13 protein-coding genes are annotated in these 20,737 nt (G+C 57.2%); 6 read left to right on the top strand and 7 right to left on the bottom strand.

All coding sequences use genetic code 11. The features are described 5' to 3' along the window. The first annotated feature begins 39 nt into the window (after window positions 1-39). Window positions 40-609 (top strand): YceI family protein, encoded by a 570-nt coding sequence (locus tag OUO13_RS07000; protein WP_283173153.1) that lies wholly within the window; start codon window positions 40-42, stop codon window positions 607-609. 163 nt (window positions 610-772) lie between these two features. Here the strand turns inward: OUO13_RS07000 and OUO13_RS06995 are convergent, their stop codons facing one another. The 6 genes from OUO13_RS06995 to prlC form a co-directional block, all read right to left on the bottom strand. Continuing rightward, on the bottom strand, window positions 773-1,048 hold the full coding sequence (locus OUO13_RS06995) for a SemiSWEET transporter (RefSeq protein WP_283173152.1): 276 nt from the start codon (window positions 1,046-1,048) through the stop codon (window positions 773-775). A gap of 293 nt (window positions 1,049-1,341) precedes the next feature. After that, complete coding sequence (locus tag OUO13_RS06990) at window positions 1,342-2,421, bottom strand: hypothetical protein (protein ID WP_283173151.1); 1,080 nt, start codon at window positions 2,419-2,421, stop codon at window positions 1,342-1,344. 27 nt (window positions 2,422-2,448) lie between these two features. Further along, window positions 2,449-3,063, bottom strand: a complete 615-nt coding sequence (locus OUO13_RS06985; protein WP_283173150.1) for a penicillin-binding protein activator LpoB — start codon at window positions 3,061-3,063, stop codon at window positions 2,449-2,451. A gap of 61 nt (window positions 3,064-3,124) precedes the next feature. Next, entirely contained in the window at window positions 3,125-4,783 is a 1,659-nt protein-coding gene (locus tag OUO13_RS06980; RefSeq protein ID WP_283173149.1) for a COG3014 family protein, read from the bottom strand. Between the two features lie 1,238 nt (window positions 4,784-6,021). Further along, window positions 6,022-6,306 carry a YheV family putative zinc ribbon protein gene (locus tag OUO13_RS06975; RefSeq protein WP_283173148.1) on the bottom strand — a complete coding sequence of 95 codons (285 nt, stop codon included), beginning with the start codon at window positions 6,304-6,306 and terminating at the stop codon, window positions 6,022-6,024. Next, a complete protein-coding gene (gene prlC / locus OUO13_RS06970; RefSeq protein WP_283173147.1) occupies window positions 6,306-8,366 on the bottom strand; it encodes an oligopeptidase A in 2,061 nt (686 codons plus the stop codon). The genes OUO13_RS06975 and prlC overlap by 1 nt, the downstream gene beginning before the upstream one ends. 263 nt (window positions 8,367-8,629) lie before the next feature. On the opposite strand from prlC, the gene OUO13_RS06965 reads away from it, so the two are divergent. The 5 genes from OUO13_RS06965 (at window position 8,630) to OUO13_RS06945 (ending at window position 14,398) form a co-directional block, all read left to right on the top strand. Continuing rightward, complete coding sequence (locus OUO13_RS06965; protein ID WP_283173146.1) at window positions 8,630-10,660, top strand: monovalent cation:proton antiporter-2 (CPA2) family protein; 2,031 nt, start codon at window positions 8,630-8,632, stop codon at window positions 10,658-10,660. 124 nt (window positions 10,661-10,784) lie between these two features. Further along, window positions 10,785-11,336: a gamma carbonic anhydrase family protein gene (locus OUO13_RS06960; protein ID WP_283173145.1), complete on the top strand. Its 552-nt coding sequence runs from the start codon at window positions 10,785-10,787 to the stop codon at window positions 11,334-11,336. A gap of 113 nt (window positions 11,337-11,449) precedes the next feature. Next, window positions 11,450-12,094: an LON peptidase substrate-binding domain-containing protein gene (locus tag OUO13_RS06955; protein ID WP_283173144.1), complete on the top strand. Its 645-nt coding sequence runs from the start codon at window positions 11,450-11,452 to the stop codon at window positions 12,092-12,094. Window positions 12,095-12,237: 143 nt separating this feature from the next. Continuing rightward, window positions 12,238-13,191: a hypothetical protein gene (locus tag OUO13_RS06950; RefSeq protein ID WP_283173143.1), complete on the top strand. Its 954-nt coding sequence runs from the start codon at window positions 12,238-12,240 to the stop codon at window positions 13,189-13,191. Window positions 13,192-13,471: 280 nt separating this feature from the next. Next, a complete protein-coding gene (locus OUO13_RS06945; protein WP_283173142.1) occupies window positions 13,472-14,398 on the top strand; it encodes a hypothetical protein in 927 nt (308 codons plus the stop codon). Window positions 14,399-14,477: 79 nt separating this feature from the next. On the opposite strand, the gene OUO13_RS06940 is transcribed toward OUO13_RS06945, so the two are convergent. Then, the coding region (locus OUO13_RS06940; protein ID WP_283173141.1) for a tandem-95 repeat protein at window positions 14,478-20,737 on the bottom strand (6,260 nt) is incomplete at its 5' end.

The raw sequence follows: 20,737 nt of genomic DNA, 5'->3' as shown, positions 1-20,737 counted from the left end.
CGGCAGAAGACTGCCACTTTGAATCACATGGAGTTCATCATGAAAAAACTGCTTCTCGCCCTGTCTGTATCCGCTGCTGCTCTGGCCAGCACTGCTGCCAACGCTGCTGATTACGTTATCGACACCCAGGGCGCTCACGCTTCCATCAACTTCAAGGTCAAGCACCTGGGTTACAGCTGGCTGACTGGTCGTTTCAACGACTTCTCCGGCAAATTCTCCTGGGATGCTGAGAAGCCAGAAGCGTCTGCCATCGAAGTTACCATCAAGACCGAATCTGTGGACACCAACCACGCCGAGCGTAACAAGCACCTGCGCAGCAAGGATTTCCTGACCGTTGACCAGTACCCAACCTCTACTTTCAAGAGCACTGGCTACAAGGTGACTGGCAAGGGCACTGGCGAACTGACCGGTGAATTCACCCTGCACGGCGTGACCAAGACCATTACCTTCCCGGTAACCCAGATTGGCGAAGGCAAAGACCCATGGGGTGGCTACCGTGCCGGTTTCTCTGGCACCACCAGCATCAACCTGGGTGACTACGGCATGGACGGTTACCTGGGCAACCTGCCTGTGGAACTGGAACTGAACGTAGAAGGTCTGCGTCAGTAATTCTGTCGTCTCATGACGGGCGAGCCCGGCCCCATCACCGGATACTCGTCTGTCAGCAGCCAGAAACAAAAACAGCGCCCAAGGGCGCTGTTTTTGTTGGTGCCGGTTTTGTCTGGCTAACGGTTTATCTGGAAGACAATTCCCGCCGCCAGAAGACCGCGGCTTAACGGCCGGTTTCAGTATTGCGGTACTTCAGCTTCATGATCAGGATGGTCATGGACAGCGAACCGGTAATGGCGTTGGCAATCACCAGTGGCCAGTCATTTTGCAGCAGGCCATACACCAGCCACACCATGATGCCGAAGGTAAAAATGCTGTACATGGTCAGGGAAATGCCTGACAGGTCGCGGGTGCGCCAGGTACGCAAAACCTGCGGCACAAACGACACAGTGGTACAAAAGGCGGCAATAAATCCGATAATTCCGATGTATGAATCCATGATTCGACTCACTTGTTCCCTGCTGCCAGACATACACATGCCGGTCAGGTGAACATGACAAAATAAGGGTTTCTGGTTTCTACTTGCGGCCGGTTGGCCCTGGGTATGGATGTTTTGAACGGACGATAAAGGTGTCCGGAATAGATCATCCTGATCTCAAAACCACCGTGGATGTTGGTCATGCATCCACAGCAGAAGGGTCTGATGCCTCTTGCGCAACGTCCTGCCACGCGATCAGTTTTTATTAGTCAAGGGAACCGCTCAACACTCGTGCAGAGTTATTCAGAGTGTCCCTAACGCAGACGCTCCGTCAGTGTTTTAGCCAGCTCATCACCCAGACGGTTGGCGACCGCCTCGGCTGCCTTTTGACGAGCAACACTCTCGATTCCGGAGACTCCGCGAGCCCTGACGCTGAGTGAACTCAGTGCCCGGCCGTTATTATCGCGGATGATAATTCGCGTATTCAGAAATGCATAGTAGCTGCCCTGGGTCAGCTGACTGTCAGACTCGACGTCGAGCTCAAAAAACAGGTCGCCGGAACCGCTGGAAGCGACTTTCATACCCTGGCGGGTAAGGGCTTCGAGCACACTGGATTCTACCGCCCGGGCACCGTTATCACGGCACACCAGCACCACCCTCACTTCACCAATCAGGTCGTAAATGCGCTGCTGCAACAACACCAGATCGGTGTCAGCGGCTGGCGCGTGATGATCACGGCTAACCAGCGCCATTTTGGCGGCGATGGCATCGCGTTTGGCGAACAGCTGTACCGCTGGCAACAACTCCCGCAGACGCTCCAGAACCGGGCCGGAAACACCGCTGTCAGCCAGCAAACGATAGGCTTCCAGTTGCTCGTCGATTTCCGCAATCCCGCGCCGCATGCGGCTTGCAGCGGCATCACGGTCGAGTTCGGCGAGGGCGTAGGCGTAACCGTTATAGACATCGCTATCGGCAATGCGCAGCTCGTCCAGCTCAACTTCCGGCACCTGGCTACGCGCCAGTAGCCGCATGCTTTGCTGCACCCGGGTTTCTTCACCGCTGCTGCGGTATTCAGAGGAGTCTTGCAGGACGCTGCCGGAAACCGTTACCCGCAGCTGACTGACGAGGTCGAGACGGGCCAGTTCTCCGGCGCGACGCACCGCCGCGGTCTCGTCACCGAGTGCTTCGATGCTGCCAACACCATAAGCCATCCCCTCTTGTACGGGAGGATTAGTGACCCAGATGGGAGTTGTCAGATTGGCACGATTTGCCGCACCAGAATGACCACTTTCGGGGGTACTGGCGCAGCCAACCAACCCCAGTGATGGAGTCAGCAGCAGCGCCAGTAACAGTGCTGGTACGCTCAGACCGGTTTTGCGTCCTTGCATGGTCATAATCAGCCCTTCCCCGTCTGCGATGGATTACAGGCCAAATGAAGCCTTGTCCTGAACCTTCTGGATCTTCTTCTGACCATTCCACACTTCGATGTTGGAGGTCATGTCGACCAGCTTGAGGTCAACCTGGTAGAAGGTTACGCGTTTCTTGTCGACCTGGTCCACGATGGAGTTGATGGTGCCGGTCATTACGAAGTCAGCCGCTTTTTCCTGGCCCTGAGCCACCGGATCACGGGAGTTCAGTTCCTGCTCACGACGCTCTTCACGAATATCCAGACGCTCGTCACCCGACGCCACAAAGTCAGCCTTGCCGGAGCGGATCACACTGCGCTTGATATCGTTGATGAAGGTATCGATGGCAATGTGTTCGTGCGACTTGTTGGTGATGCTCTGGATGATCACGGTTGGCTTGCGGCTGTGGTCCATCTCGAACTCGGATGCCCACGGGAACGACAGCATGTCGGTGATCATTTCCTCGGCTACCAGACGTGAATCCGTCGCGTTCCAGCGATCGGACAGCGCGATTTCCTCATCTGCACCCACGCGGGTGACTTCGGTAGCACTGCAACCGGCCAGCAGGCCCAGTGGCAGCAGACAGGCCAGGCCCAGTGCTGGCAGCAGACGTTTGGTGGCGATTTTCATGATCATCTCCTGTGGTGGCCATTTTTCTGGCCAGTAATAGTCGTGCGAATTAATGGGCTGTTTAATGGTCTGGGGCCAGCGCCCGCACTTCCCACAGACGGATATCTCCCGCCTGCACGGACACTTGCGTACTGTTGCTGGCAATTTTGCCCATATCCAGTTTTGAATTCAGAGTCAGCTGATGCTCGCCCGGTTCCAGCGCCACCCGACGAATACGGATTTCCGCTGGCAGCAGCAACCAGCTGCGGGTTTCAGCGGCTTCGGTCAGCTGTGCCGCCAGTTTGCCCACCAGTGCCAGCAAACCGCTGCTATCGAATTTGGAACCCACTTCCGAGGCAGTCAGAGCCTTCATGGATGCCCGAGCCAGCGCGGTACGGATATCCGTTGTTGATGACACCAGTTTTTCCTGCAACGCGATTTGTGCCGGGCTGGAGGCCTTGATCATGGGTAATGTCTTGCCATCGGTAATCAGGGTCGAATCACCCTGACGCGGCATAAAGCGGTAATACGGCACCGTTACCCGCATGGAGTTACCAATGGCGCGGTCGAGACCAATACTTTGCACCACCTGCCAGCCCGGCCCCAACAGCTCGGTGTGTACAAACGGCGTGAACCAGCGGTTGTTGCGTGTGCCATCCAGATAACCGGTAATGATGTTGAACAGGCCTTTGTCGGCGTACAACACGTAAAACCAGGCCCAGGCATCCAGATCAAAAGTGGTCAGATACGGCTGGATCTGGAACGCCTGCAACGCCGGATTGGCCCAGATTTCGAGGTTCAGCTCTTCCAGCTGTGGCACGTTACCCTTGTGTTCAATCACCACCAGCTGCGCCTTGCCGTCCCAGCTGGCCAGCTGGTCACGCTGTTCCTGGGTCAGTTTGGCTTCGGCCAATGCCCGCCATTCGTTTTCGTAGTTACCGCTCTGGCGCATCACCCGCACCACATCAAACCAGGCCTGGGCGGTGATATCACTGCCAAGGCGGAATTGTTTGGCGAAACCGTCTTCGTAAGAATGGGCAGCCTGTTCATAACTGATACGGGCGTCGTCGAGTTCACCGTTCATTTCAAAACTGAGACCGGTGAGGTAATAGGCCATGGCGTCTTCGCGGTAGCGCAGCTCGTCCATATCAAACAGATTCCCCATCAGGGTGCCGTAGATATTCATCAGCTGGCCAAACAAACTGGCTTCGTCGTCTTTTAACTGTTCGTAGGAACCGATTTGCGATTCCAGATCATTCAGACGCACAAGGATACGGCGAGATTCAACCCGTGCACCTTCCAGCAGCTCCTGACGCTGCTGCTTGCTGTCGGCACTGGCCGCCAGCTGCAGGTAGTTGATTGCCTTGTAGTAGTTGATCAGGACTTTCTCGTGGGTAGCCCCGCGATACGGCCCCTGACGTGGATTACTCATCATCTCCAGCACCTTGGCGGAGACACTCACGGTTTCGAGTTTTTCAGCGATGGCTTCGGCCTGATCAAACGAGGCATTACTGTCGCGGTAATTGCCCTGCATCTGCTGGATGGCACCCAGCTCGAGGTAATACAGCAAGGCATCACTGCCATCCGGTTTCAGGGCTTTTTTGAGCTCGTTTTCAGAGCTGACCAGATCGCCCCGGTTAACGTCATCCAGCACCTTGTTGATACCGGAACCATAGGTGGCACAACCGGCAAACAGGACCAGCAAGAACATGGATAACCAGAGGACTGAACGGGATCGCACATCGACACTCCCTGACAAAAGTCAGCAGAGTCTAGCGACTGACAGCCTGACTGGCCAGCGTCGGCAACGCGGTGGGTAGGGAATACCGGCGGAATGTTGATGTGTCGGGTGCTGAGGATTCAGCGCAGATTGTAAATTGCCAGACCGCTAGCCCTGCCTGGGGGACCTTGTCCCCCGGCCGGGCGGCCGTCCCCCTGCTTAGCCCTTCTGGGCTCGAGCCTCCGGAATTCCCACACTCGGCCGAATCGACCCCGACCCGATGGCACATCCCTGTGCCAACGGGTCTGGCGGGGCATCCATGCCCCGGCCGGGTCGGGCCTCGATGTGAATCCCGGCTCGCCCAATGGGCATTCTGCAGCCAGCTGCGCTGGGGCAATCCGGTACTAATTGAACATTCTTCAGGTAGGTCGGAAGAGCGGAGCGTTATCCGACAAAAGACCTCGATTGAGGGCTTCTCTGATAACTGGAGCAACGGTGTCTTTTGATATAGCCCGATCCTTGCAGTACTTGCTCTCCAGCCAAATGGACAGGCCTTTTTGACCTTTACTTGCATTACATCCACAACAGCAGAGAGCAATATTTTCTCTAGTAATCAGCTTGGCGTCATTGATGATATGTTCCCAACTTGCCGCGTTTCTGCGGGAGACACTTGCCGGCGTAAATGGCTGCCGACAATAAACACAATCGCGGTCTCTAGCCCGAACTTCGCTATCCAACCATTCGGGTATATTCCATTTATTAGCCATCACTCCATACCTGTAAACGTGAAACCTTTGAGGAAAAAAGAGGCACCAGGCTAATGGGAGAATAGGCCCCCAACACCGCATTAACCCAGCGTAGCTGGCTACCCAATGCCCATCTGGGCGAGCCGGGATTCACTGCAACGGCCGACCCAGCCGGGGCATGGATGCCCCGCAAGGCCCGTTGGCACAGGGATGTGCCATCGGGCCGGGGTCGAACAGCCGTTGTCGGTGAAAACCGGATAAACGAGCCCAGTCGGGCAAAAGCAGGGGGAGGCCCGCCCGGCCGGGGGACAAGGTCCCCCAGGAGGGCAAACAGCCAGGCCAATTAACAAGCCGAGTAGCCGTCGACGTCAGAGGTCGGATAACGCCCAGTCCGGGCCAGCAGCCTTGCGATTAACAAGCGCTGCTAGGCAAGCTGCATTCCCACGCGGGAACGGGGTGAGATAAGCCCCAAACAAAACGGCCGGTTACTTTCGTAACCGGCCGCTCTGGCGCTTACTGATTCGGGGTCAGGCCCAGTATCTTCAGCGGTTTTTCTTCCTCGTCGTAAATCGCCTTGCCATCCACCGGTGTTACCCGGGTGACCAGTTCGGCAGCCTGACGATCTTCCTGCGCTTGCTGGCTCATGGTTTGTACAAAACCACAAGCCACACACTCACGCACTTCTTCACCAGCATCGTTGCTGTACATCACCGTCTTGTCCATTTCGGCGCATTTCGGGCACACCACACCGGCGATAAACCGGCGTGGACGTGGGGCCGGAACGTATTGATCGGACATCAGACAGTCTCCTCTTCGGGGATTTCAATTCCGCAGTGACGCAGCAGAGGTTCCACCGATGGTTCACGACCACGGAAGTTGCGGAACAACTCGGCGGCTTCACGGCTGCCACCCTGGCTGAGGATTTCATCAAGGAAGCTCTGGCCAGTGGTCGGGTTGAAGATACCCTCTTCCTCGAAGCGTGAGAACGCATCGGCGCTCAGAACTTCAGCCCATTTGTAGCTGTAATAACCGGCGGCGTAACCACCGGCGAAGATGTGGGTGAAGCCATGCTGGAAGCGGCTCAGTGGTGAGATTGGCACCACGGTGACTTCGCTACGCACCTGATTCAGCAGGGTCTGGACGTCAACGCCGTCGGCGCGGAATTCGTGGTGCAGACGGAAATCGAACAGCGCGAATTCGAGCTGACGCATGGTGCCCATGGCGCTCTGGAAGTTCTTGGCGGCCAGCAGTTTGTCGAGCAGCTCTTTAGGCAGCGGTTCGCCGGTTTCGTAGTGACCAGAGATAAACGCCAGAGCCTCAGGCTCGTAACACCAGTTTTCGAGGAACTGGCTTGGCAGCTCCACCGCATCCCAGGCCACGCCGGAGATACCACTCACCGCCGCGACGTCCATACGGGTCAGCATATGGTGGATACCATGGCCGAACTCGTGGAACAGGGTGGTCAGTTCGTCGTGGGTCAGCAGTGCCGGTTTGTCGCCCACTGGTGGAGTGAAGTTACAGACCAGATAGGCCACGGGCAGCTGCAGGCCGGATTCGGTGTTGCGACGGGTGCGGCAAACGTCCATCCAGGCACCACCACGCTTTTTGGCACGGGCGTAGAGGTCGAGGTAGAAGGAAGCCAGCTGGGCGCCGTCCTTGTGAACCTCGAAGAAACGTACGTCCGGGTGGTAGGTGTCGAACGTTGTCTGTTCAACAAACTGCACACCGAACAGGCGTGAGACGGTTTCGAACATGCCCTTGATGACGGTATCCACCGGCAGGTACGGACGAATGTCTTCCTGGGAAATCGAATAACGCTGCTGGCGCAGTTTTTCGGCGTAATACCCCACGTCCCACGGCTGCAGGTCGTCGGCACCGTAGTTGTCTTTGGCGAAGGCTTTTAACTCAGCGATTTCACGCTCGGCCTGTGGCTTGGCTTTTTTGGCCAGGTCGGTCAGGAACTCCAGCACCTGATCCGGTGATTCGGCCATTTTGCTGGCAACGGAATAGGCGGCGTAACTTTCGTAACCCAGCAGCTGGGCCATTTCAAACCGCAGTGCCAGGATTTCCTGCATATTGGCGCTGTTGTCGAACTCACCGGCGTTCGGGCCGATTTCAGACGCGCGCGTCACGTAGGCGCTGTAGACCTCCTGACGCAGTTCGCGGTTGTCGGCGTAACTCATGATCGGCAGGTACGACGGCAGATCGAGCGTCACCACGTAACCCGGCAGTTCTTTCTGCTGGGCCAGTTGCTGCAGCAGCGATTTGGCGCTGTCCGGCAGGCCAGCCAGTACAGACTCGTCGTCGATGTGTTTGTGCCAGGCGTGGGTGGCGTCCAGCACGTTTTCACTGAACTTGCTGGTCAGCTCGGACAGACGCTGGCTGATTTCACCGTAACGGGCTTTTTTATCAGCAGGCAGATCCACACCGGACAGGTGGAAGTCACGCAGGGCGTTGTTAACGGTGGTCTGCTGTTGCTGGCTCAGGGTCGCAAATTCTGCCGAAGCCTGGATCTTTTTGTAGGCCTCACAGAGTTCAACGTTCTGGCCCAGCTCGGTGCTGTACTGGCTCAGCAGTGGCAGACAGGCGTTATAGGCTTCGCGCAGTTCGTCGGAGTTCTTCACACCATTGAGGTGGCCCACCGGCGACCAGGCCTTGCTGAGTTCGTCATCCCACTGTTCCAGCGGCGCTACCAGAGTCGCGAAGGTCGGCTCGGTGCCAGTACGGAAGCTTTCCAGCAGCCCTTCGATACGGGCGCGGTTACGGTTGAGGATTTCCTCGATGGCCGGTTTGACCTGATCAGCGCTGATCGCTGAAAAGGGTGGCAACAGATGATCTTCAAGCAGCGGATTGGTCATACACGATATCCCGGACAACGATTCATGCCCTCAGTATTTGGGCCAGAGCGTCACAATTCAAGCACGACCAAACGATTACAGGGATAACCACAGGCTATTGAACCGCACAGGCTGCGCTGGTTTGCCGTTGTTGCACAAAGCAGACAATCTGATTCACGAATTCCCCCCTCTGGCTAATTGGCAGCAGCGCCAAAACATAGTGCAATAGTGCACCCCCACCGCATCCGTGCGGCTTTCTTTCGCCTCCTGCCAATCAGCGATCCATGACCAGTTATTTTCTTCAGGCTTTTGTTTATCTCGCGGCAGCTGTTTTGCTGGTGCCACTCGCCAAACGTTTTGGTTTGGGCTCTGTTCTCGGTTATCTGATGGCAGGGGTGCTGATTGGCCCGGTACTGGGTCTGGTGGCGGAGTCGTCGGCGTCGTCGGTGCAGCACTTTGCCGAGTTCGGTGTGGTGATGATGCTGTTTCTGGTGGGGCTGGAACTACAACCACAGTCGTTATGGGCAATTCGTCACCGGCTGTTCGGGCTTGGCGGTTTGCAGGTGGTGGTCACCTCGGCTGCCATTGCCGCCTGCGGCCATTTGCTCGGCTATCCGTGGCAAAGCTCGCTGGTGGTGGGCTGGATTCTGTCGTTGTCGTCCACCGCGATTGTGTTGCAGACCCTCGCCGAGAAAAACCTCAGCAAATCTGAAGGTGGCAGCAGTGCGTTTTCGGTGCTGCTGTTCCAGGACATTGCGGTGATCCCGATGCTGGCGGTGATTCCGATGCTGGCCTTGCCAGACCTCTACGAAGCGGCCGCCAACGCGGCAGTAGCCAGCCACGATGATCTCAGTCTGGTGGCACATCTGCCGGTGTGGGCCAACGCCCTGGTGGTGGTGATTTCGGTGGTGGGCATTATTCTCGGTGGCCATTTTCTCGGCCGTCCGCTGTTCCAGTACGTGGCCAGCTCCAATTCCCGCGAGGTGTTTACCGCCACCGCGCTGCTGCTGATGGTGGGTATTTCCGCCCTGATGTCGCTGGTTGGCCTGTCGCCGGCACTGGGGGCGTTCCTCGCCGGTGTGGTGCTGGCCAGCAGTGAGTTCCGCCATGAGCTGGAAAACCACCTCGAACCCTTCAAGGGCCTGCTGCTGGGGCTGTTTTTTATCACCGTGGGTGCCGGGGTCGATTTCGGCCTGTTGTGGCAAAACCTGTTCACCATTATTGGCCTGACCCTCGCCCTGATGCTGCTGAAATGTGGCCTGTTGTGGCTGCTGGGCTGGATGTTCCGCCTGCCGCGCAGTGATCGCTGGCTGTTTGCCTTCAGCCTTGCCCAGGCCGGTGAATTCGGTTTTGTATTGCTGGGTTACGCCGCGGGCCAGCACGTTTTAACACCAGAACAGGCGCAGTTGCTGGCACTGGTAGTGGCACTGTCGATGTTCCTGACGCCGGGCCTGTTTATCCTGCTGGAGCGCCAGATTCTGCCGCGTATGCAGCCTAAGGCCAGCGCTAGCGAACCCGAGGCCGAAGACATCGAACTGGCTCCGGTGATTATTGCCGGGGTTGGCCGTTTTGGTCAGGTCGTGAACCGCCTGCTGGTATCCAACGGTTTCCGCACGGTATTACTCGACCACAAGGCCAGCCAGATCGAGCTGATGCGGCGGGTTAACGTCAAGGGTTACTACGGTGATGCCAGCCGCCCGGAGATGCTGGAAACCGCTGGTATCGCCGAAGCACGCCTGTTGATTGTGTCGATGGATGAACGCGAGCAGTCACTGCAGCTGGTGCGTCACGTCAAGACCCATTACCCGCAGGTGCAGATCATCGCCCGCGCCTTCGACCGTCAGCATATGTACGAGCTGCGCGATGCCGGTGCCGATACCTGTATCAGTGAAACCTACTACTCAGCGCTGGAAGCCGGTACACATGCCCTCAAGGTGATGGGTTACAGCGAACAGGCCGCCGACCAGCGCAAGCAGGCGTTTAACGACACCGAAAACCGCTTCCGCGAGAAACTCTACCAGAGCTGGCGTGAACAGGGACGCCACGGCAGTTTCGATGATTACTTCCGCAGCGCCGCCATTCGTTTGCAGGAAGCTCTGTATCAGGCCATGCAGGCGGAAGAAAACGCCGAAAAGGCATCGGCAGCAGCAACTCAGGATGTGAATGTGGATGCGGCCGAGGCAACGGCTGTTGAAGCACCTCAAGCACCTCTTGCTGCTGCCACTGAAACCAGCACCTCGGAAACCAGCACTAACACAACAGCCACTGACACCGTGGCAGCGGCTGATACAAGCAGCGCTCGCTCCCCCGCTTGACCTTGCGGTCAGTCCGGCCTGCCAGCCCCGCATAACTGGCAGGTCGGAACTCCTCTTGCACTACAACCCCAAAGGCCGCACAGTCGTGACATAACCGATTATTTATCGCATTACGGAGTCCAGCATGGGCAAAAGTGTACGTTCGTATCAGGGCCATTCCCCGAAACTGGGTGAACGGGTATTTGTAGATTGCAGCGCCGTGGTCATCGGCGATGTTGAGCTGGGCGACGACAGCTCGGTATGGCCACTGGCGGTGATTCGCGGCGACATGCACCGCATCCGCATCGGCGCTCGCACCAGCGTGCAGGACGGTGCTGTGTTACACATCACCCACGCCAGCGACTACAACCCCGGCGGTTATCCGCTGATCATCGGCGACGACGTCACCATCGGCCACCAGGCCATGCTGCACGGCTGCACCATTGGCAACCGGGTACTGATCGGTATGAAATCCATGATCATGGACGGTGCCGTGATCGAAGATGAAGTGATCATTGGCGCCGGTGCGGTAGTGACGCCGGGCAAAACCCTGCAAAGCGGCTTTGTCTACATGGGTTCACCGGCGAAAGCGGTGCGGGAAATCACCGACAAAGAACGCAGCTTCTTTACCTACGGCGCAGGTAATTACGTGAAGCTCAAGGATAAACACATCGCCGAGGGTTACGACCAGGACTGATTGGCCCTGACCATTCCCGACAGAAACGGTCGTCGAGCCAACGCTTTCGGGGTGCAGCCCTGCCGTTGTGCGGTTATAGTGAAATCATCACCCGCTGATGGCAGGAGATTGTTATGGTCGACATCTGCATCTTTCCGATACCGGAATGTGTGACCTTCCCCGGCACCGTTTTTCCATTACATGTATTCGAGCCCCGTTACCGCGCCATGATCCAGCATTGCCTGGATAACCAGTTGCCGGTGGCAATCTGCCATACCCGCAAGATGATTCATGCCGCCCCGGTATATCAGTCCAGCACTGAAGCGCTGCAGTCCAATCAGGCCACCTATCAACCGTTCGAGATATTTTCCGCTGGCCGCTGTGAGCTGGTGCGGTCGCTGCCGGATGGTCGTTTGTACCTGAACGTACATTTGCGCCAGCGTTATCGGATGGTGGCGGAGAAACAGACCCTGCCGTACCGGGTGTTTGAATGTGAGCCGTTTCAGGATATTGAACCGGATGAGAACGAACAGAACCTGAATCGCGAACTGCAGGACAAGATCGTCCATCGCCTGCAAGCACTGGCGTTCCGGCACCCGGAGCTGGAAGTCGGTTTTGCGCCGGATGAGTGGCTGGCCAAGGACGTTCACACCTTCAGTTTCCAGCTGTTCGGGCTGGTATCGTTCGGTGCTGATCTGCAGCAGGAAATCCTCGAAATGAACAGCATTCACCAGCGTCTGCAGCGCGCCCTCGAATTGCTGAACAGCATCGACTACTAAACCCGGTTTTTGACGCTGTTATCACTCACCGGGTGACGTTAATAACAGTTCTATAACAAAGCATCTGACAGTCCTTTGCAGTCTATGACATGCAGCGTTCAATGGCGGCCCTGAACTCCGGCTTCCATTTAAAGGACTATCCCATGCGCCATACACCAGCCCTTCTGTCCGTACTGATTTCTGCCGCACTGCTGACTGCCTGTGGCGGCGGCGGTGGTTCCAGCAAAAGCTCCAGCAACAATTCCGGCTCTGAAAACTCCGGCAACAGCGTCACTCTCGATACCGTCAGTTACACCGGATCAACCGACACAGCCGAACTGACCACCGACAATCAGGACGCGGTCGCCACCGATGCCGGTAAAGCGGTATTGGCCATGATCAACCGCGCCGACAGCGAAGAACTGGTCAGTGGTATTCAGGGCATGCGTGCTTCCGCCAACAGCAATACCCTCACCGGTGAATGTGGCGGTACTGCCCAGGTCAGCGGCTCCGGCGACGAGAACAACAACAGCTACTCCATTCGTTACAGCAGCTACTGCACCCCGATTGACGAAGATGAGCTGGTCATGAACGGCCTGATTTCCGGCTCCAACCGCACCTCAGGTTCCACCAGCACCATTCACATCGACTACGACAACATCACCATGACTCTGGGTGGCGACTCTGTGGGTATCGATGGTTATGCCGATGCGGTGATCATCAGCGGTGACAACTACCAGAACAGCTACAGCGCCCGTTTCAACATGACCTACAACGGTGAAACCCATCTGACCGCCTGGGACATCACCTGCAGTAGCGAGCGTTGTGTGTACAGCTCCTACTTCGTCAGCAACAACGAGGTGTACAAAACCTCCAACTACAGCCTGTATGAAGATGGCTACGGTTATTACCAGCTGGAAACCACCCTGTATCTGCCTGAATACGGTCAGGTGGAGCTGACAGGTACTGATATCGAACTCTGTGAAGACGGCAGTGATATTGCCAGCGGTACTCTGGAAATTACCGGTGCTAACAACAAGACCATGGAAGTGGTGTACAGCGGTTGTGGTGTAGCTACAGTCACTCTGAATGGCAACGCCAACCTGCTGAGCAAATAATCCGGCCTAAAACCGGTTGAAAACAAAACGGGTGGATTTCTCCGCCCGTTTTTGTTGGTGCCGACTAATACACTCCCGGCTAATACTGCCAGCGCAGTTGTACGCGCTATTGAATTGCTGAACAGCATTAATTGGCGATTCGTTTTTGACAAAACCCTTACTTTAAGTGTGACGCAATTATCATTTACTAAATAAATATCCTGACAGTCCTTTGCAGTAAATGACATGCCGCGTTGAATGGCGCCCCTCAGAACCTGGCTACCTTATAAAGGACTATCAAATGCGCAACACACCTGCCTTGTTACCTCTCATGATTGCTGCTGCTCTGTTGACTGCCTGTAGTGGCGGCGGCGGTAGTTCTGGTAAAAAAAGTTCCGGTATCAACATCAACAACATCAGCTACTCCGGTGCCACCGGTTCAGCCGCACTGACAACCACCAACCAGGATGAAATCGCCACAGATTCAGGCAAGGCTGTGATGGCGCTGATCGACCGTGCCGACAGCGAAGACATCAGTGATCTTTTTTTAGGCCTGAACCGCTCGGCAGCCAGTGAGTCATATGAAGGCGATTGCGGTGGCACTATGCAGGTTTCCGGATCTGGCGACGAAAACAACAGCAACTATTCCATTCGTTTCAACCGCTACTGCACCCCGGTCGACGAAGATGAGCTGGTCATGAATGGCCAAATCTCCGGTACTACACGCACCTCCGGCTCCACCATCACCATGCGTTTGGACTATGACAACCTCACCCTGTCGCTGGGCGAAGACTCTGTGGGTATCGACGGATATATCGACACCAGGGTCGTTGATAGCGAGACCAATTATCAAAGTACCTACAGCTCCCGTTTCAACATGACCTACAACGGTGAAACCCGCCTGACTGCATGGGATGTGACATGCAACAACTCGAGCTGTGTTCGTGAGGCCTACTTCGTCAACGACAAAAAGGTATACAAGACTACCAACTACCGCCTCTACGAAAACAGCTACGGTTATCAGCTGCGAACCGCTCTGTATACGCCAGAGTACGGCCGTGTAGAGCTGACGGGGACAAATATCGAGCTGTGTGAAGACGGCAGTGATATTGCCAGTGGCACTCTGGAAATTACCGATTCCAACAACAAGACCATGGAAGTGGAGTACAGCGGTTGTGGTGAACGTACAGTCACCCTGGATGGCAACGCCAACCTGCTGAGCAACTAATCCGGCCTCAAACCGGCTGAAAACACAACGGGCGGATTTCTCCGCCCGTTTTTGTTGGTGCCGACTAATACACTCCCGGCTAATACTGCCAGCGCAGTTGTACGCCGCGCAGCTGTACGCGCTGGTGCTCCAGCAGAATGTGCCGCACCTGGGCTTCCACACTCCACTGCGAACCCAGTTTCCAGCTGACGCCAGTACCAATCAGCAGATCAATACCACTACGATCCAGATTCAACCGACTGTCGTTGCTGCTGCGGCTTTCCTGCCAGTTGTATATCCCGGCTTCGAAGTTCCAGCCAATCGATGGCTGCACCGGTAATGGCCAGAACAGCCGTTGTGTCAGGGTCCAGCCTTCCGCACTCACCGGATAATAGCGTTCCAGAACAGGATTAAGACTCTCTACTGCCGAGTTCATACGCAATTTTGCATCCACCTGACCCAGATCCAGATAACCGACCTCCAGTGCCAAATAACGATTCAGCCAATAACCAGCGCTCACCCCCCAGGCCTGACGGCCGGAATCGTATGCCAGTAATTCGGCTTCAATTCCGGCGTCAGCCAGATGCATGCGGAAGTCACCCCGGCTTTCGGTTGAACCAGCCTGATACAAGGCCCCAGCCACGTAGGTTTCATCCTGCAGATGCTGCAACCAGCGCTGTACAGGCGTGGCAAACGGATCATCTGCCCGTGAATGCTCCACGTGGAACATTCCGGTAATCGCAATGGCCAACGGCACCAGCAACAGGCCGCCGGAACGCTGGCGGCCAGAGCGTTTCGTTGTAACAACCGGAACCGGCTGCGCCATACGCTGATCACGGCCAGAGCGAACCAGAGTTACCAATCCAAGTACCAGCAGCAGCAGCCCCCCACCTATGTCACCAATCGCACCACCTCCTTGACTGCGAATACGAATGTCATCAACAGCACTGAGTACACTGACGGCGCCCGGATCCTCAATCGCGGCGTTGACGCGATCATCGGCATCGTTGGGGCCACCATCTTCAATAGTCAGCTGGATGCAGTGATAACCTTCGATCAGACCTGGTTCCCAGGCATCGTCCCCCGGAGGTGGGCAATAACCCGGAGTACCGGCAGCCGAGTGCAGGGCGTTGTTGTCGTCTTCCACAAAGTTGTTCCACTGGCCGTCATCGAACTTGCGATAGATGGCATCCGCCGGGATGGCCTCCACCTGTGGCAGGACGATACGGACACTCTGGCCAAGGGTCGGCAGGTTCTGGATTTCAAAGTCGAAGACACCACCCACCGGCTGGTAGGACGGGTCTGTACCCAGATCTTCCTGCGTTTCCAGATCTGTGGTGGTCAGCAGTACGCCACCACTTTCACCCATGATGGCGAACTGGCCGAGACGACATTGGACACCCGGATCACATTCCACCAGGAAACCATCGGTGGTGCTGGCGACTTCCGGCAACACGTTGCTGGCGCTGATGTTATCGAGGTAATCCGGAATACCGTCACCATCACTGTCACCAGTACCTTCCGTGAGGTCGTCGATACCATCACCATCACTGTCGTTACTGGCGCTCAGTTCCGGTGCACTGGCCACAACGCGGAAGTAGAGGCTGGCGGTATCGGAAGCACCGGCGTTATCCAGCACCGTGATTTCGGCACGGTAGCGCCCTGGTGTCAGATTCAGCGGATCGAAGATCAGCTGGCTATTGGCCTCATTACCATCGGTCTCTGCCAGACGGCCGTCGTTATTGCTCCAGTCGTAGCGAATGGCGTCACCAGGGTTGGCATCCGTCGCGGTAGCCCTCACGATCACAGGTCCGCCACCGGTAATCACCCGGGTAGTCTCGACACCGGCCTGCAGCAGCAGGATTGATACCTCCGGTGCCACGTTTTCTTCCCGTACCCGGATCCACAGGTTGCCTTTGGCACCGAGGTTGATGTCATGGATATCCATGGCATCCGGATCGTAGCCATTGGCCAGATCCTCGGCATTACTGGTGTGGTCATCCAGACGCACCACCAGAATCTCTTCACCTTCGGCGATGCCATCGTCAATCAGGTTAAACGTCACACTCTTGCTGGTTTCACCGTCGTTGAAGATCACCGAACCGGCCACCAGATCGTGGTCAGCGCTGTCGGTGGTGCTGGCACTGTCGATGACATAAGGCACTTCCAGCGGATAATCCGGCGCCGGACCATTCAGCAGAATACTGAAGCTGGTGGCCGAACCTTCGACGCGGGTCTGATCCTTGCTGAGGGAGACCAGCGGCCGAATGCTTACCCTCTGGGTCGCCGTACTGCTGTTGCCCTTGCGGTCGGTTGCCCGGAAGGTCACGCTGTTACGCCCTGGTGCCAGCAACAGCTGACCGTTGCTGAGACCATCCACCGAGGTATTGCAGCAGTTATCGCCGTCAACGTTGTCGCTGCTGAGGGTCGCCAGCATGGCGCTGGCGTCGGCACTGGAGGTCAGGCCCAGCAGTTGATACAGGTTGACGCTGGTGAACAGCCCGGTGGCATCCAGCACGATGTCGTCCGGTACCTGGATAACCGGTGGAGTGGTATCCAGATATTCACTGCCATCCTGCGGACTGGTGTTGTCTTCAGACTCCTGACGATTGCTGATGGTGTCGCCATCGCTGTCGGCATCAGCATCACTCGGATCCAGCGGATCAAAGCCCCAGACCAGTTCGTACTCATCGCTCATGCCATCGTTGTCATCATCGGTATCATCAATGTTGGCGATACCATCGGTATCGTTGTCACCGATGACGGTAATCACAAAGCTGGCCAGCGTGCTGTCGAGGCTGCCATCCGACACACGGATGAGGATATTGCTGTAATCACCGGCATCCCCCACCTGTGGTGAACCGCTGAGACTGCCGGTACTGCTGTCGAAGCTGGCCCAGGCAGGCAAGCCGCTGATGCTGAAGCTGAACCCGCTGCTGTCGATGTCCGTCACCACTGGTGTGAACAGGTAGCTCTGGCCTTCCAGCACACTGGCCGCCGGGGCACCACTGATCTGCGGCGCATCGTTAACGGCAGCAACACTGATGCTGACGCTGACGACGTCCGAGCTGTCGCCCATTTCATCGGACACCTGATAGGTGAAGCTGTCTGCGCCATAGTAGTCCGCCGCCGGGCTGTAGGTGATGGTGCCATCACCGTTATCCTGCAGCGTACCGTGTTGCGGTTCAGTGCCAATCAGGATCGAACCATCGTCGAGAATACCGTCGAGGTCGGAGTCGTTGGCCAGTACATCAATCACCACCGCCACGTCTTCGTCGGTGCTGGCGCTGTCAGGATTGGCCAGCGGCGCGTCGTTCACCGGTTCCACCGAAATGGCTACCGTCGCTTCGTTGGACCAAAGGCCCTGATCGTCCTGCACACGGTAGGACAGGCTGTCGACACCGTTGAAATTGGCGCCCGGTGTATAGGTAATCACCCCGTCGCTGCCGACGCTGGCAACCCCCTGGCCCGGCAACACAAGCAACTCCAGCGTTGCCGCCTGCAGGGTGCCATCCACATCGGCATCGTTACCAAGGGCATTGATGTTGTGACTGCTGTCTTCCAGCAGGGTGACGCTATCGTTGTTTGCCACCGGTGCGTCGTTGACGCTGTTGATCACCATACTGACCGTGGCCACATTGGAGGTCGCATCAGCGTCGTCCTTCACCACGTAGGTAAAGCTGTCGGTACCGTTGTAGTCGGCCGTCGGGGTGTAGGTAACAACCCCGTTTGACGGGTCGATCACCACACTGCCGTGGGCAGGTGCAGCAATAACCGTCACGCTGGTGCTGTCGACCACGCCGTCAAGGTCGGTATCGTTAGCCGTCAGATCAATCGCCACCGCCGTGTCCTCATCGGTGCTGGCACTGTCCGCCACCGCCACCGGTGCGTCGTTGACGCCCTGGACGTTGATGATCAGGGTTGCGACGTTGGAGGTGGCGCCACTCTGGTCATCAATCTGGTAGGTGAGGCTGTCGGAACCATTGAAGTCCGCCTCCGGGATGTAACGGATAGCGCCGCTTTCCACGCTAGCGCTGCCATGCTGCGGCTGACTGACCAGTGTCAGACTGCTGCTGTTGAGGCTGTCACCGGCATCCACATCGGTATCGTTGGCACTGACGTCCACCAGAACTTCGGTGTCCTCATCAGTGCTGGCCACATCCGCCACCGCCACTGGCGCATCATTGACCGCCACAATGGTCAGGCTGACCACAATATCGCCGCTGTTGCCGCTGTGGATATCATCGACGCGGTAACTGAAGCTGTCGCTGCCGTTGTAATCAGCGGCCGGAGTATAGGTAATCACACCGGTAGCCGTATCCACACTGGTCGTGCCGTGAACTGGCGCTACGGACACGGTGACACTGGCGGCATTGAGGCTGCCATCGGTATCGCTGTCGTTGGCCAGCACATCAATCTGCACGGCGTTGTCTTCGTTGGTGCTGGCACTGTCGGCCACACCCAGCGGCGCCAGGTTGGCAATGCTGAAGTCCAGTTCCGTCACTGCAGAAATCCCCACCCACGGGTTACCGGCACTGTCCAGCAAGGCGCCGCTGTCGGCCAGCACATGGTAGTGATGGGTTGGTGTCCAGCTGGCGGCTGGAGTCAGGGTCAGCTGGTTGCTACCAAGGCTGATCTGGCCGGAGCCGATCGCGATGGTTTCCAGCAGCACGCCATCGGTGTCGTCATGGAGATACAGATTGCCGCTACCGGCCTGGATATCCTCATCAAAAGACAGAACCAGCACATCGTTGTAGGCCACTCCGGTACTGTCATCCGCAGGCACGCTGGTGGTCAGCAGCGGAGCTGTGGCATCCAGCGTACTGGTGCTGACAACCTCAGTGGCAGCGTTACCGGCCGCGTCGGTCAGGATCAGGGAAATGGTCAGAGTGCCATCCTCCAGTCCGGACAGATCCAGCCCGGCCAGCACTTCATCAGCACTGCTGACGATGCCGGAGCCGGTGACAGGCGTACCGCCACCACTGGAGCTGATGCTGTAGCTGTAGGTACTACCCACTTCCGCAGCCGCCATGGTCAGGTTGATGGCTGACGCTTCGCTGGCATTGATCAGATCGTCATCAAAACGGATGCTGTGACCGTCTGGCACGGTGGCATCCAGAGTGCTGGAGTCGGTCACCGAGGTGGCGACGTTACCGGCGCTGTCGGTGAGGATCAGCGTGATGGTCAGGGTACCGTCACTCAAACCGGAGACATCAATACCGCTGATCTGCTGCCCGGCACTGCTGATGGTGCCGGTTCCTGTGACCGCCGTACCACCACCGGAACTGCTGATGCTGTAGCTGTAGGTGGTGCCAGCCTCGGCCCCTGTCAGCGTGAAGCCAACAGCATTTGCATCCGTGGCACCAATCATACTGCTGTCGAAACTGACGCTATGACCCGCCGGAGCACTGGTATCCACAGTGGCAGTGGCGGTGGCACTGGAGGACAGATTGCCCGCACTGTCGGTCACGTAGACCACCAGCGTCAGGGTGCCATCGCCAAGGCTGGCCAGACTGGTCACCGCACTCTGATCGGAACTGCTGACCAGAGTGGCCCCCGGCATATTCAGCGTCGTGCCATTCAGGGTGTAGTCATAGCTGTAATCAGCCCCCACTTCACCATTGCTGAAAGTGAAGAAGACCGAGCTGATCTCACTGGCGTTATAAACCGAATCATTCAGGCTGACGCTGAAATCACCAGGAGCACGAGTGTCCAGCGTGGTGGTGTTGGTAACCGCAGTCGCCGCGTTACCGGCGCTGTCGGTCAGGATCAGGGATACGGTCAGAGTACCGTCACTCAAGCCAGACACATCCACACCACTGATCGGCTGACCAGCACTGCTGATGGTGCCGGAGCCGGTTACCGGTGTACCGCCACCGCTGGAGCTGATGCTGTAGCTGTAAGTCGCACCCACTTCAGCTCCGGCCATGGTCAGGCTGATGGACGCCGCTTCGCTGCTGCTGATCAGGCTGTCATCAAAACTGATGCTGTGGCCCGTCGGAACCGAAGTATCCAGAGTACTGCTGCCGGTGACCGCCGTGGCGGCGTTGCCAGCGCTGTCGGTCAGCACCAGCGAAACAGTCAGAGTACCGTCACTCAAGCCAGACACATCAATACCGCTGAGCTGCTGACCAGCGCTGCTGATGGTGCCAGAACCGGTCACAGGTGTACCGCCACCACTGGAGCTGATGCTGTAGCTGTAGGTGGCACCCACTTCGGCACCGGCCATAGTCAAGCTGATGGAGGAGGCTTCACTGCTGCTGATCAGGCTGTCATCAAAACTGATGCTGTGGCCGGAAGCCGCTGTGGTATCCAGAGTGCTGGTGTTGGTAACGGCGCTGGCGGCGTTGCCAGCGCTGT

The sequence above is a fragment of the Parathalassolituus penaei genome, assembly GCF_026626885.1.
Classification (GTDB): Bacteria; Pseudomonadota; Gammaproteobacteria; order Pseudomonadales; family Oceanobacteraceae; genus Oceanobacter; species Oceanobacter penaei.
The sequence above is the reverse complement of the archived record's forward strand: the minus strand, read 5'-3'. Positions and strand labels throughout refer to the sequence as shown.

Coding starts and splice junctions, on each gene's coding strand:
- OUO13_RS06995 (WP_283173152.1), bottom strand. CDS start 1,048: ATGGATTCATACATCGGAATTATCGGATTTATTGCCGCCTTTTGTACC.
- OUO13_RS06975 (WP_283173148.1), bottom strand. CDS start 6,306: ATGTCCGATCAATACGTTCCGGCCCCACGTCCACGCCGGTTTATCGCC.
- OUO13_RS06960 (WP_283173145.1), top strand. CDS start 10,785: ATGGGCAAAAGTGTACGTTCGTATCAGGGCCATTCCCCGAAACTGGGT.
- prlC (WP_283173147.1), bottom strand. CDS start 8,366: ATGACCAATCCGCTGCTTGAAGATCATCTGTTGCCACCCTTTTCAGCG.
- OUO13_RS07000 (WP_283173153.1), top strand. CDS start 40: ATGAAAAAACTGCTTCTCGCCCTGTCTGTATCCGCTGCTGCTCTGGCC.
- OUO13_RS06945 (WP_283173142.1), top strand. CDS start 13,472: ATGCGCAACACACCTGCCTTGTTACCTCTCATGATTGCTGCTGCTCTG.
- OUO13_RS06965 (WP_283173146.1), top strand. CDS start 8,630: ATGACCAGTTATTTTCTTCAGGCTTTTGTTTATCTCGCGGCAGCTGTT.
- OUO13_RS06990 (WP_283173151.1), bottom strand. CDS start 2,421: ATGACCATGCAAGGACGCAAAACCGGTCTGAGCGTACCAGCACTGTTA.
- OUO13_RS06985 (WP_283173150.1), bottom strand. CDS start 3,063: ATGAAAATCGCCACCAAACGTCTGCTGCCAGCACTGGGCCTGGCCTGT.
- OUO13_RS06950 (WP_283173143.1), top strand. CDS start 12,238: ATGCGCCATACACCAGCCCTTCTGTCCGTACTGATTTCTGCCGCACTG.
- OUO13_RS06955 (WP_283173144.1), top strand. CDS start 11,450: ATGGTCGACATCTGCATCTTTCCGATACCGGAATGTGTGACCTTCCCC.